Source organism: Lachnospiraceae bacterium JLR.KK008 (assembly GCA_037015955.1).
GTDB lineage: Bacteria > Bacillota > Clostridia > Lachnospirales > Lachnospiraceae > VSOB01.
This window is the reverse complement of the sequence record CP143548.1, coordinates 2,527,748-2,541,291: the sequence shown is the minus strand read 5'-3', so window position 1 is coordinate 2,541,291 and position 13,544 is coordinate 2,527,748. Positions and strand designations below refer to the sequence as shown.

Annotated in this window: 10 protein-coding genes; all 10 read left to right on the top strand. The window is 50.2% G+C overall.

Translation table 11 applies throughout. The features are described from left to right. The 10 genes from V1224_12725 to V1224_12680 all read left to right on the top strand — a co-directional run bounded on the left by V1224_12725 (nt 1) and on the right by V1224_12680 (nt 13,530). Complete coding sequence (locus V1224_12725; GenBank protein ID WWR15326.1) at nt 1-2,088, top strand: methyltransferase; 2,088 nt, start codon at nt 1-3, stop codon at nt 2,086-2,088. Beyond that, a complete protein-coding gene (locus tag V1224_12720; GenBank protein ID WWR15325.1) occupies nt 2,073-3,968 on the top strand; it encodes a glycosyltransferase in 1,896 nt (631 codons plus the stop codon). The genes V1224_12725 and V1224_12720 overlap by 16 nt, the downstream gene beginning before the upstream one ends. Then, nucleotides 3,965-5,983 carry a glycosyltransferase family 2 protein gene (locus tag V1224_12715; GenBank protein WWR15324.1) on the top strand — a complete coding sequence of 673 codons (2,019 nt, stop codon included), beginning with the start codon at nt 3,965-3,967 and terminating at the stop codon, nt 5,981-5,983. The genes V1224_12720 and V1224_12715 overlap by 4 nt, the downstream gene beginning before the upstream one ends. A gap of 35 nt (nt 5,984-6,018) precedes the next feature. Beyond that, the gene (locus V1224_12710; GenBank protein ID WWR15323.1) at nt 6,019-7,752 is read left to right on the top strand and encodes a phospho-sugar mutase; all 1,734 of its coding nucleotides are present in this window, start codon (nt 6,019-6,021) and stop codon (nt 7,750-7,752) included. Nucleotides 7,753-7,762: 10 nt separating this feature from the next. Continuing rightward, nucleotides 7,763-8,191, top strand: coding sequence for a GtrA family protein (locus V1224_12705; GenBank protein ID WWR15322.1), 429 nt, complete (start codon nt 7,763-7,765; stop codon nt 8,189-8,191). A 10-nt stretch (nt 8,192-8,201) separates the two neighbouring features. Further along, nucleotides 8,202-8,930 carry a polyphosphate polymerase domain-containing protein gene (locus V1224_12700; protein WWR15321.1) on the top strand — a complete coding sequence of 243 codons (729 nt, stop codon included), beginning with the start codon at nt 8,202-8,204 and terminating at the stop codon, nt 8,928-8,930. After that, entirely contained in the window at nt 8,927-9,601 is a 675-nt protein-coding gene (locus tag V1224_12695; protein ID WWR15320.1) for a DUF4956 domain-containing protein, read from the top strand. Before V1224_12700 ends, V1224_12695 begins: the two co-directional genes overlap by 4 nt. Nucleotides 9,602-9,673: 72 nt before the next feature. Further along, a complete protein-coding gene (locus tag V1224_12690; GenBank protein ID WWR15319.1) occupies nt 9,674-10,969 on the top strand; it encodes a glycosyltransferase in 1,296 nt (431 codons plus the stop codon). Beyond that, nucleotides 10,966-12,048 carry a glycosyltransferase family 2 protein gene (locus V1224_12685; protein ID WWR15318.1) on the top strand — a complete coding sequence of 361 codons (1,083 nt, stop codon included), beginning with the start codon at nt 10,966-10,968 and terminating at the stop codon, nt 12,046-12,048. Before V1224_12690 ends, V1224_12685 begins: the two co-directional genes overlap by 4 nt. A gap of 72 nt (nt 12,049-12,120) precedes the next feature. Then, nucleotides 12,121-13,530, top strand: coding sequence for an undecaprenyl-phosphate glucose phosphotransferase (locus V1224_12680; GenBank protein ID WWR15317.1), 1,410 nt, complete (start codon nt 12,121-12,123; stop codon nt 13,528-13,530). The last annotated feature ends 14 nt before the right edge of the window (nt 13,531-13,544 follow it).

Sequence of the window (13,544 nt, the reverse complement as noted above, 5' to 3'; positions counted from 1 at the left end):
ATGACAGAAGTGACAGGAAGTATCACGATAGATGACAGCCATTATCCGGGAGAAGACCTCTACAGCGACGGCGTGGTGGAAGATGAAATCCTGGATATCGTCAGGAAGTATAATCCGGTGGACTATGGGAGGATCATTGAGGAACGCCGGAGCTGGCCGGTCCTCTATCATCTCTCTTATCTGAGGGAAAATATTGTGCGCTGGATTCCACTGAAGCCGACCGACCGCGTGCTGGAAGTCGGCTCCGGCTGCGGCGCCATTACGGGCGCGCTCTCGGCGGAAGCTGGCAGCGTCACCTGTATCGAACTGTCAAAAAGGAGAAGCCTGATCAATGCGTACCGGCATCCTGACTGTGACAATGTGACGATAAAACTGGGCAACTTTCAGGAGATAGAGCCGGATCTTCCGTGTAATTACGACTATATTTTCCTCATCGGGGTCTTTGAATACGCGCAGAGCTATATCGGAGGCAGCCAGCCATACGAGACATTTCTGGTGATCATGAAAAAACATCTGGCACCCGGCGGTCGTCTGGTGATCGCGATCGAAAACAGACTCGGTCTTAAATATTGGGCTGGATGCAGGGAAGACCACCTTGGCACGCTGTTTGACGGCATTGAGGGCTATCCGCGCGGCGGTAATGTGCGCACATTCACGAGAAAGGCGCTGGAAGAAATCTGTGAGGCGGACGGCATTACGGACTATTCCTTCTATTATCCGTACCCAGATTATAAGTTCATGACCTGTCTCTATTCCGACGACAGGCTGCCGCAGGTCGGAGAACTGTGCGATAATATGAGAAACTTTGACCGGGACAGACTGTTTCTGTTTGACGAGAACAATGTGTTTGACAGTGTGCTCCGGGAGGAGCTGTTTCCGATTTTTACCAATTCGTATGTGCTCGTGATCGGGGAGCCGCTACCTGTGACGTATGCGCGGTTTTCCAATGACAGGGCCGAAGAATACGCGATCTGCACACAGATCAGAGGGCGTCTTCCTGCCGCGGAGGTGCGCAAGATCCCATTGACGCAGCAGGCACAGGGGCACATAAAAAAAATGAAAGAGACATATGATAGTCTGAGGACAGCCTATGCGGGCAGTGGTCTGGAGATCAACCGCTGTCATCTGGATGGCAATGAGGCTGTCTTTGAGTATCTGCCGGGCAGAACACTGGAACAACTGTTGGACGATTGTCTGGAGCGGGGGGATGAGACAGAGTTCGACCGGCTCTTTGATCAATACTGCGCATTTGTGACCTGGCCAGAGAACCCGGCCGTCTATAACTGTGACCTGATCTTCTCCAATCTGATTGTATGCGGCGGGCAGTGGCATCTGATTGACTATGAGTGGGTGACTGCGGAGAAGATTGCTGCGGCGGAGACGATCACGCGGGCATTGTACTGTTATGGCATCGGTGCGGATAAGAGAAAGGCGAAGAGTCTGGAACTGATCCGGAGAATCACCGGGAGACAGGAGGAAGAGGGGCAGTGGAATGAGATTTTTCTGCGGGAGATTGTGGAGCGGGAAAAAGCGTTCCAGAAGCGCTGTACGGGTAACCGGATGTCCATGGTGGAGATGCGGGATGCGATCGACTGCCCTGTCATTCCTGCCGGACCGCTGATGAGCAAGTGTGCGCAGGAGAAAGAGAGAAACCGCATACAGATCTATGAGGATTTTGGCGAAGGGTTTTCGGAAGCCAATTCCCGTTTTGTGCAGGAAGGCTATCAGGAAAAAGAAATAATAACAGTAGATATTGAAATAAAACCCGGCCTGCGGGCTGTCCGCGTCGATCCGGCGCTCGATTACTGTATTGTCTATGTGAAATCGTTGACACTCGCGGGAAAGACGCTCTCTCTTCGAGATGCTCAAATTAAATTAAATGGAGAATTAATTTCTGAAGAAGGTATCGTCTTCCCGACGGAAGATCCGAATATTACGGTAATGGGAGTGGAAGGCGCGGTGGGAGCATCGCTCATGTTTCAACTTGAAATAACACGTGTCTCCAAAGAGATGGCCGAGAGCATGGCTGGAGGCGGAAAGCAGGAAAAACAGAGATTCAGTAAAGGATTGACATGGCTTTTCAAATAAAAGAGTGGATTCAACAAAAATTAAATACCATATGTTATAATCAATACGCAGAGGAAGTAGAGCGGCAGAAAGACTGTTACAGGCAGTGGTATCTGCACAATGAGAACTGGAAACAGGAGCAGTTCCCGCCTGCGGATGAAGAGATCGTACTCTTTGCGGACAGAGATGGAATCGTGGAGGAAAAAGCCGCCGGCGTGATGGCGGCTTTTTTTGGACAGCATCCTTATGTGCAGATCGCTTATGCCGACGAGGACTGTCTGGACGAAGCGGGCAGGCGCTGTGATCCGTGGTTTAAGCCGCAGTGGTCGCCGGATACGCTTGACAGCTTTCAGTATTTTGGTCATCTGTTTGCGGTGCGCAGGGCGCTTCTGGCAGACATGCCGCCGGAGCAGTGGGAGCCTGCGCTCACAGACTGCAGCGGCGAGGCTGCTTATCGTCTGCTGCTGACGCTCACCCATAAGGTAACAGAGGAAACGTGGATCTCAGCGAGCGATACGGAGAAGGCGATCGCCCCGGTAGATAAGGTGCTGATCCATATGCGCAGACAAAAACGCGACAGGGAACGGTCTGATCCTGATTTCCAGGGAGCCCAAGCACCCCTTATCTCGGTGATTATCCCTTCCAAAGACAATCCGCAGGTATTGGAAACCTGTCTTGCCAGTGTGCGGGAGAAAACGGCGCTGACGCTGTCGTCGGGGAAGCAGGTATCTCTGGAACTGATCGTTGTGGACAACGGAAGCGGCGAAGCGAACAGGAAGCGGGTGGAAGCGCTGGCCCGGATCTATGGATTTCGTTATCTGTATGAACCGATGGACTTTAATTTTTCCGTGATGTGCAATCTGGGCGCTGATCAGTCTCACGGTGAATATCTGCTCTTTCTGAACGATGACATGGAAGTCATTCAGCCGGACTGGCTGCTGAAATTACTGGAGAAAGCGGCGCTGCCCCATGTGGGAGCCGCAGGCGCCAAGCTGCTCTATCCGGAGAGCGGACTCATCCAACATGCGGGAATTACCAATATCAAAGTAGGTCCTGTCCATAAATTATTAAAGCACGATGATGAAATTTCTTATTATCATGGTCAGAACAGGCATACTTATGATATGATAGGGGTAACGGCGGCCTGTCTTCTCATTGATAAGCGGAAATTTCAGGAGGCCGGGCGCTTTTATGAGGGTCTGGCTGTCGCCTATAACGATGTGGATCTCTGTTTTACGCTTTATGAGCTTGGATATTATAATGTCTTTGTCGGCAGTGCGACGCTCTGGCATCATGAGTCTTTCAGCCGGGGAGATGACAATCTCTCCGATGAGAAGTGGATCCGGCTGCTGGAAGAAAAAGAAAAATTATTTGCCAGACACCCGTCTCTGAAAAGTTTTGATCCCTTTTACAGCCGGAACCTGGCTGTCCATTCGAGTCTGTATTATCCTAATTATATGTATGAATTTGAAAAGCGGGATTATTATACGGAAGTAAAACGATGGAAAGGGGAAGAACCTGTAAAATGGTGCAATGACTGCCTGACCGTCAACATCGAACATGCGAGAGAGGAAAAGAAGCTGGAATTCACGGAGCGGGGCGACGTCTGCTGGATCGAGGGCTGGTCGTATGTGCTGGGAATGGATAACTGCCGGTATCGGCGGACCCTTCTTCTCCACGGAAGTCAGGGGGCGATCTATGAAGTGCGGATTCTGGAGCGGTACCGGGAGGATGTGGTGGATATTCTTCCACAGCAGATAAATGTGGCGCTCGCCGGTTTTGTCTGCCGGATTCCCAAGGATGCGCTGCCGTCGGATACGTATACGGTTTCCATGCTGGCGAAAGACAGATGTTCCAACCAGAGATTGTACAAGAGGACAGAAATGAGTTTTAGTTTATGAGTGATACGAAAAAAAGAAGCGACGGGGAAATGAAAACTGATTCGGCGGAGCTGCTGGAATATTACCGGCTCGCCTATGAGAAAGAAAAAGAGAAGAATACGCAGCTGGCAGCAAAGCTGGCGGATGCGCTGGCAGTATCGGAAGATCTGGACTTTAAGCTGAAGCGGATTAAGAATAATCCGGTCTGGAAGATGACAGGGCCTCTTCGCAGCGTGATGCACTGGATGATCCGCATGAAAGACCGTATCGTCCGCCTGGGAAGCCCGAAAGGGATCGCGCGCAAGCTGCGCAGTAAAATGATCGAGAGGAAAGCCATGCGTCAGCATGGTAAGGCCAGTTTCCCCACGCGCGAGCAGCGTGAGGCGATGGAACGGGAAGTGTTTCCGCAGGACATCACATTCAGCATTCTCGTTCCGCTCTATAATACGCCGAAAAACTTTCTCACGGAGATGATCGACTCCGTGACGGCACAGACATACGGGAAATGGGAGCTGTGTCTGGCAGATGGTTCGGATGCGGATCATGCCTGTGTGGGCGAGATCTGCAGGCAGTATTGCGAGAGGGACAAGCGCATCGTTTATCGGAAGCTCGCCGCGAATGAGGGCATTTCCGGCAATACAAACGAGTGTTATAAAATGGCTACAGGACAGTATATCGCTCTGTTTGACCATGATGATATTCTGCATCCGAGTGTTTTATATGAGTATATGAAAGTGATCTGTGAGCAGGGCGCCGACTATATCTACTGCGACGAGGCAACCTTTAAGAACGGTGATATTGACAATATGATCACCCTGCACTTTAAGCCGGACTACGCCATCGATAATCTGCGCGCGAATAATTACATCTGTCATTTCAGTGCGTTCTCCCGGGAGCTGCTGGAGGGCACGGAGCTGTTCCGCTCTCAGTTTGACGGCAGCCAGGATCATGATATGATTCTGCGGCTGACGACACGGGCGAAGAAGGTCGTACATGTGCCCAGGCTCTTATATTACTGGCGTTCGCATAAGGCGAGCGTCGCCTCGGACATCAGTGCCAAGATGTACTGCATCGAGTCCGCGAGAGGAGCGATCGCCGACCATCTGCGGAAATGCGGGATGGATCATTTCGAAATCACGAGTACGAGAGCGTTTGAGACGATCTTCCGCATCAAATACCAGTTGACGGGGCATCCTAAAATATCGATTGTTATCGCAAACAAAGACCACTATGAGGATCTGAGCCGGTGTATCACATCGATACTCGACCGGTCGACCTATGAAAACTATGAAATCATTGTCGTGGAAAATAACAGTACGGACAGAGAGATCATCGACTACTATGAGGAGATCCGCCGACATCCGAAAATAACAGTCGTCACGTATGAAGGAGCGTTCAATTATTCGAAGATCAATAATTTTGGCGCTTCGTTTGCAGATGGAGAATTTTTACTGCTGCTCAATAACGATACACAGGTCATCACAGTGAACTGGATGGAAGAGCTGCTTATGTATGGGCAGCGGGGCGATGTGGGCGCAGTGGGCGCAAAACTTTATTATGCGGATAAGACGATCCAACATGCGGGTATCGTGCTGGCGCTGGGGGCGCACCGCACGGCCGGCCATTCTCACTACAAAGTCAACATTGAAAATGTGGGTTATATGGGAAGGCTCTGTTATGCCCAGGACGTATCTGCGGTCACAGGCGCCTGTCTGCTCGTGAGAAAGAAATGGTTCGATGAGCTGGGGGGTCTGGATGAGCGCTTTGCGGTGGCGCTCAACGATGTGGACTTTTGTCTGCGTCTGCGGCAGAAGGGGCTGTTAAATGTATTTACGCCTTTTGCCGAACTGTATCATTTCGAGTCCAAATCACGGGGACTTGATGATGCCGATGAGAAGGCGGAGCGGTATAATGAGGAATCCGGGCGTTTCCGGGCCAAATGGAAGGAGACACTGGAGAAGGGGGACCCTTATTATAATCCGAATTTTTCACTGGACAGAAGTGACTTCAGCCTGCGTCTGCAAGGCACAGACTGAAGTCACTCAAAATATATAAAATCAGGAGGTATAGTATGAGCTACAGAGAGGAATTTGATTTTTGGCTGGAGGACTCTTATTTTGATGAGGAGACAAAGAAGGAGCTGCGGGCGATCCAGGACAATGAGGCGGAGGTAGAAGACCGGTTTTATAAAGAGCTGGAATTCGGCACAGGGGGACTTCGCGGTGTGATCGGCGCCGGCACAAACCGTATGAATATCTATACGGTCAGAAAGGCAACACAGGGACTTGCCAACTATATTCTCAAAAAAGGCGGCAGGGAAAAGGGAATCGCCATTGCTTATGACTCCAGACGGATGTCGCCGGAGTTTGCCGATGAGGCGGCGCTCTGCATGGCGGCCAACGGGATCAAGGCGTATGTGTTTGATGCGCTCCGCCCGACGCCGGAGCTTTCGTTCGCACTGCGCACACTTGGCTGCATATCCGGGATCGTTGTCACGGCCAGCCACAATCCGCCGGAATACAACGGTTATAAAGTATACTGGGAGGATGGCGCGCAGGTAACGTCTCCAAAAGATAAAGAGATCATCGCTGAAGTTAAGGCTGTCACCGATTATCATACGGTAAAGACAATGGATAAGGAAGAAGCGAAGAAAGCGGGATTGTATGAGGTAATCGGCCCGCAGATCGACGATGCCTATATGGCGGAGCTGAAAAAGCAGATCATTCATCCGGAGATCATCAGGGAAGTGGCGGATGACATCAAGATCGTCTATACGCCGTTTAACGGTACGGGAAATGTGCCGGTGAGACGGATTCTTTCCGAGCTGGGCTTCAAGAATGTCTATGTCGTTCCGGAACAGGAGATGCCGGATCCTGATTTCACGACGCTCGATTATCCCAATCCGGAAGACCCGAAAGCGTTTACCCTGGCGCTGAAACTGGCGAAGGAAAAAGACGCGGATATTGTCCTGGCGACTGACCCGGATGCAGACCGTCTCGGCATATATGCAAAGGATACGAAGAGTGGGGAATATGTTCCGTTTACAGGAAATATGTCCGGCATGATTCTTGCGGAATACACACTCAGAGAGCGCACGGCAACGGGCACAATGCCGGAAAATCCCGCGCTTGTGACTACGATCGTGACAACGAATATGGCCAAAGCCATCTCTGACACTTACCATGTGAAATGTATCGAAGTCCTGACCGGCTTTAAGTTCATCGGCGAGCAGATCAAGCTGTTCGAGCAGACCGGGTCCAACCACTATGTGTTCGGCCTGGAAGAGAGCTATGGCTGCCTTGTGGGAACCCATGCGAGAGATAAGGACGCGGTCGTGGCTGTTATGTGTCTGTGCGAGGCAGCCGCATGGTGTAAGAAAAACGGCATTACTCTCTGGGATCAGATGCTCAACCTGTATGAACAGTTTGGTTACTATAAAGAGAGCCAGTATGCGATCACACTCAAGGGGATTGATGGTTCTAGGCAGATCGCGGAGATCATGGACCGGCTGAGAAACGATCCGCCGAAGGAATTCGGAGAACTGAAAGTAACGGCACTGCGCGACTATGTGAGCGGCAAGGTCACGGACATCGCCACAGGCGCGCAGTCAGACACCGGTCTGCCGGAATCAAATGTCCTCTATTTTGATCTGACGAACGATTCCTGGTGCTGTGCAAGACCGTCCGGCACAGAGCCGAAGATCAAGTTCTACATGGGCGTCAAAGGAGAAAATCTCGAGGACGCACAGGCGAAGGTGGATGCGCTGACCGCGCAGCTGAAGAAGAAACTGGACGAGGGAAAATAAAGGCAGTATTATGAAGAAATTAATGGATCAGATCTTAAAATTCGGTGTCGTAGGGTTTTTGGCCTTTTTCATTGACTTTGGCATTTTTAAACTCCTTTCCAGTGTTTTTGGCATAAACTATCTGATCGCCAACTTTTTTGGGTTCACGATTTCGCTTGTTTTTAACTATGTGGCCAGCATGAAGTTTGTGTTCGAGCGTAGAGACAATATCGATAAAAGGGCGGAGTTTGCCGTCTTTACGGTTCTGAGCGTGATCGGCCTTGTCCTGAACGAGCTGATTATCTTCCTCTGCATCGGCGGGATCTATGACCATATGCCCGCGCTGGCGGCGGCGCTGAGCAGACAGTGGGCGGAAACTTTTGGAAAAGTTATTGCCACCGGTATTGTTATGGTTTATAATTTCATAACGAGAAAAATTTTTCTGGAAAAGAAAGCGTGACAGAGACAGCATGGAAGGGCAAAGACAGTACAGACATGAATATAAGTTTCTGATCGATGAGAAAGAAAAAGCGCTGTTGTATTATCGTCTGAAAAATCTGATCCCGCTTGACAGCCATGTGGGAGAAGAAGGACATTACTGGATTCGCAGTGTCTATTTTGACGATTACAGAGACAGTTGTTTCCATGAGAATGAGGATGGCATCAACGAAAGAGCGAAATACAGGATCAGGATCTATAATGTATCGGACAAAAAGATACGGCTTGAGCGCAAGAGTAAGAAAAATGGCATGACCTGCAAGGAATCTGCGCCCCTGACACGTGCGCAGTGTGACCTTCTCCTGAAGGGCGTTCCGCTCCCGATGGACGAGCAGTCAGTACAGCAGTATGAGGAAGTGTTGAAACAGTTTCTCGTGCTGATGATGACCCGGGGGATGCGGGCCAGGACGATCGTGGAATATGAGAGAATTCCTTTCATCTATCGGTCGGGCAATGTGCGCATTACCTTTGACAGAAACATCACTTCTTCCATGGAAGTGAAGCGTTTCTTTGAGAAGGACGACCTGCGTTATCCAGTGCTTGCCAGAGGGCAGCAGTTGATGGAAGTGAAGTTTGACGAGTATCTTCCTTCCTTTCTCAGAGACAACCTGGAGATCGGCAGATTACAGCAGACGAGCTTTTCCAAATACTATTTAGGAAGAAAGTACACAGTTCCCTGTGCAGGAGGTAGGCTACGATGAGTTTCAGAGACATCATAAAGAAGTCCGTGTTAGAGAGCTTTACGGGAAGCAGCATTACGACAGTGACAGTTTGTGTGACACTGGCGATCACGATTGTTCTGGCACTATATATTTTTATCGTCTATTATCTTTCCGCGAGAAAGACATTTTATAATAAGACGTTCAACGTGTCTCTGGCGGCGATTGCAGTCATCACGGCGAGTATCATTCTGGCGATGCAGTCTAACCTGGCGATCTCTCTCGGTATGGTCGGCGCGCTGTCGATCGTGCGGTTCCGTACGGCGGTCAAGGACCCGAAAGATCTGGTGTTTCTGTTCTGGTCGATCAGTGTGGGAATCATTTGCGGCGCAGGTATCTATGAGATTGCAGTCATCTCCTCACTGATCGTGACAATCGGGCTGTTTGCGCTGGAGCTGACGCCGACAGGCAGCGCCAGCGGGATTCTTGTCGTCAACTGTAACTCTTTGGAGAGAGAGAAGGAGATCATGGATCTTGTGAAGGCGAAGGCAAAACATGTTTCCGTCAGATCAAGGAATGCTTCCGTGGCGGGAGTCGATTTCGTGATCGAATGCAGAGTAAAAGAACCGTCGGAGATGTTGACAAAGCTGCAGGCGTTAGACGGGGTGTCAGGGGTATCCCTGCTTGCCCACGACGGGGAAGTGAATTTCTGATAATTTGAAGAAGAATGAAGAGCAAAAAGGATTCTGCATCCGCAGAATCCTTTTTCCCTCCAGGGAGATACTATGGCGAAGGCAATGATCAGACTGTCTGACTTAAAAAAAACATATCGTTATTTTAAGAAAAACGGATTGCTGCCGGCTTTCTATGCGGCGCTGGAGCGGATTCAGAATAAAAACGTGTGTTATGAGAAACGGATTGTCTCTCCGCAGGAGCAGGAACGACAGAGAAAGACGCTCTGGAACGAGGAGGAATGGTTCAGCATCCTTGTGCCGGCCTACGAGACAGAGGTCCGCCAGTTCCGGGAGATGATAGATTCGGTACTTGCGCAGACGTATGAGCGGTTTGAACTGATCATTGCAGATGCCAGTGACTCGGATAAACTCCTGGAAGTTATGAAATACTATAAAGACAGCCGGATCCGCTATCTGAGGCTGGAGGAAAACAGAGGAATATCGGAAAATACCAATGAGGCGCTGCAGGCAGTCAGAGGCAGCTATGTAGGTCTGCTCGATCATGACGATACACTGGAAGCGGACGCGCTGTACCGGGTGATGGAAGCAATCCATGACTATCGTGAGACGTACGGGGAAGGGCCGCAGGTACTCTATTCCGATGAAGACAAAGGTGATGCGGATATGTCGCGGTTTTACGAGCCACACCTTAAAAATAAATTCAATCTTGATTTAATATTAAGCAATAATTACATCTGTCATTTTATGGTGATGAGGACACCGCTGATCCGTTCTCTCGGCTTTCGCAGTGAATATGACGGCGCACAGGATCATGACCTGGTGCTGCGGGCAGCCGCAGAGCTGTGGGAGCGCACGGAGACGATCGTTCATGTGCCCTATGTGCTCTATCACTGGCGCTGTCATGACGGTTCGACGGCTGAGAATCCGCAGAGCAAAGCGTATGCCTATGAGGCAGGAAAGCGGGCGGTCGAGGATTTTTGCAGGCAGCGGGGATGGAAGGTGCAGGTGACACATACAAGGCACCTCGGCTTTTTCCGGGTCGAATATGCGGGAGACATTTTGGAGCAGCGCAGTGATCTGGCAGCGGTCGGCGGACGTATTGTCAGCCGGGGCAGGATCACGGGCGGCGCTTACGAGGCAGACGGCCATGTTCTGTATGAGGGCCTGCCAGTGCACTTCAGCGGTACGATGCACCGTGCTGTGCTGCAGCAGGACGTCGATGCCGTCGATATACGGAATATGCGGGTGCGTCCGCAGCTGCGTCCTTTGCTGGAGCAGATTCGGAATGCGCAGCCGGACCCGGTGGCGGCCAGCCTGCATTTTGGCAGGGAAGCCGCGAAGCTGGGGTATCGGCTTCTGTGGGACCCGCTGATGGAGAAGAGATGACAGAAAAGGCAGTAAACGAGAAGCAGAGAAAAAGATCAGAATATACAGGAATGACAAATAAAGGAACGGCAAGTGAAGTAACATCAAATAACGCAATAGCGGGGATAAGAAAGAAGACAACCGTCGTGATTCCCAATCTGAACGGCATAAAATATCTGGGAAACTGTCTGCGGTCGCTGTCTGCCTGTGAAGAAGAGAGCGTTCCGGTCATCGTCGTGGATAACGGTTCCACGGATGGCAGCGCAGCGCTGGTGGAGCGGGAGTTTCCGGCGGTGACGCTGATCCGCTTCCCGGAGAACCGGGGATTTTGTGCGGCTGTCAATGCAGGCATTAGCGCGGCCTGTACGCCATTTGTCATCCTGCTCAATAATGACACGACAGTGGAGTCACAGTTTGTTACCCGGCTGACGGCTGCGGTCATGGAAAGTGACCGGTATTTTTCCGCGGGGGCGAAGATGCTGTGTATGGACAATCCGGAGATCATTGATGACGCGGGGGATTATTACTGTGCGCTTGGCTGGGCGTTCGCAAGGGGAAAAGGCAGGAGCCGGACGCGTTATCAGAAGCCCTGCGATGTCTTTGCCGCCTGTGGGGGAGCGGCCATTTACCGGACGGATGTGCTCCGGGAGCTGGGACTTTTTGACGAAGCGCATTTTGCCTATCTGGAAGACATCGACATCGGTTACCGGGCGCGGCTTCATGGCTATCGCAACCGGTATGCGCCGGAGGCGGTCGTATATCACGCAGGGAGCGCATCCTCCGGGTCCCGGTACAATGAATTTAAAATAAGACTTTCTTCCAGAAACAGTGTCTATCTGATCGGGAAGAATATGCCGGCGCTGCAGATTGCGGTTAATCTGCCGTTTTTGTTGCTGGGATTTCTGGTCAAATATTTATTTTTTTTAAGAAAAGGCTTCGGACGGATCTATGTAAAGGGGCTTTGGAAGGGGCTGAAGCTATGCCTTTCCGAGGAGGGAAAAGCCCGCAGAATCCCTTTTTGCAGGCATTTTTTTCCTGCCTGTCTCCGCATACAGGGAGAACTGCTGTATAATCTCTTTGTACGCCGTCTGTTTTGTTAAGAAAAATTTAAGTTGTACTTTTCGTAATATTATTGTAATATGTTATGAGAACAGGAGCTGCAGTGTGCCGTTATGATAAAAGATAATCAGAAATATTTTAACAGATTGCATTTGTTGATCGACGCTGTTATCGTGGCATGCTCCTATATGCTGGCGTGGTATTTGAAGTTTGAGAGCGTTTTTGCGACAAAGAGACTGGGCGTAGGTGTTCTGGGGATGGAAACTTACTTCTACGCCCTTTATTTTATTGTGCCGGGCTATATTATCCTCTATTATTCATTCAATATGTACACGTCAAAGCGGACGGCGCGCAGAAAGTATGAAGTATATGGGATTTTAAAGTCGAATACGGTCGGCGCTCTGCTCTTTATCGTGGCGCTGTATGTTGTCAACCAGCCCAACTTTTCGCGTACGATGATCTTTATCTTTTACGTGATTAATATTGTGCTGACGACGCTGAGCAGGCAGATCCTGCGCAATCTGCTGCAATATTTCCGCAGAAAAGGATATAACCTGAAATATATTCTGCTCGTGGGCTATTCCAGAGCGGCCGAGGAATATATTACAAGAATTAATGCCAATCCGCAGTGGGGATATGTAGTCAGAGGAATTCTTGATGACAGAGTGCCGAGAGGTACTTTATATAAAGGAGTCAAGGTGTTAGGCTCTATCGCCAATCTGACGATCATCCTTCCGGAAAACAGGCTGGATGAAATTGCTATTACCTTATCTTTGCAGGATTACGGCAGATTGGAAAAAATTGTTGATTTATGTGAGAAGTCTGGTGTGCATACTAAGTTCATACCGGATTATAACAGTCTCATACCGAGCAGACCTTATACGGAAGATCTGATGGGACTTCCGGTCATCAATATCAGATATGTGCCGCTCACCAACACATTAAACTGGATCTTGAAGCGGACGGTGGATGTTGTGGGCTCGGCAGTGGGACTCGTACTCGTGTCCCCGATCATGCTGCTGACTGCGCTTGCGGTAAAACTCTCAAGCCCGGGACCGATTATTTTTAAACAGGAACGGATCGGGCTTCACAACAAACCGTTCCAGATGTACAAGTTCCGGACCATGGCGATCCAGAAAGAGTCGGCAGAGAAAAAGGCGTGGACTGTGAAAAACGATCCGCGGGTGACAAAAGTAGGAAAATTCCTGCGTATGACAAGCCTGGACGAGTTCCCCCAGCTCTACAATATTCTGCGCGGGGATATGAGTCTCGTAGGGCCGAGGCCGGAGCGGCCTCTCTTTGTCGAAAAATTCAAAGAAGAGATCCCTCGCTATATGATCAAGCATCAGGTGAGGCCGGGGTTGACCGGATGGGCGCAGATCAATGGCTACAGGGGCGATACTTCGATCCGCAGAAGGATTGATTATGATATTTTCTATATTGAAAACTGGACGATGGGACTTGACATTAAGATTCTGTTTTTGACGATTTTCAAAGGGTTTATTAATAAAAACGCATATTAACGTACATGCAAATG

Excerpts from the sequence above, each read along its gene's own strand:
- V1224_12725 (WWR15326.1), top strand. The coding sequence starts at position 1 with ATGACAGAAGTGACAGGAAGTATCACGATAGATGACAGCCATTATCCG.
- V1224_12720 (WWR15325.1), top strand. The coding sequence starts at position 2,073 with ATGGCTTTTCAAATAAAAGAGTGGATTCAACAAAAATTAAATACCATA.
- V1224_12715 (WWR15324.1), top strand. The coding sequence starts at position 3,965 with ATGAGTGATACGAAAAAAAGAAGCGACGGGGAAATGAAAACTGATTCG.
- V1224_12710 (WWR15323.1), top strand. The coding sequence starts at position 6,019 with ATGAGCTACAGAGAGGAATTTGATTTTTGGCTGGAGGACTCTTATTTT.
- V1224_12705 (WWR15322.1), top strand. The coding sequence starts at position 7,763 with ATGAAGAAATTAATGGATCAGATCTTAAAATTCGGTGTCGTAGGGTTT.
- V1224_12700 (WWR15321.1), top strand. The coding sequence starts at position 8,202 with ATGGAAGGGCAAAGACAGTACAGACATGAATATAAGTTTCTGATCGAT.
- V1224_12695 (WWR15320.1), top strand. The coding sequence starts at position 8,927 with ATGAGTTTCAGAGACATCATAAAGAAGTCCGTGTTAGAGAGCTTTACG.
- V1224_12690 (WWR15319.1), top strand. The coding sequence starts at position 9,674 with ATGGCGAAGGCAATGATCAGACTGTCTGACTTAAAAAAAACATATCGT.
- V1224_12685 (WWR15318.1), top strand. The coding sequence starts at position 10,966 with ATGACAGAAAAGGCAGTAAACGAGAAGCAGAGAAAAAGATCAGAATAT.
- V1224_12680 (WWR15317.1), top strand. The coding sequence starts at position 12,121 with ATGATAAAAGATAATCAGAAATATTTTAACAGATTGCATTTGTTGATC.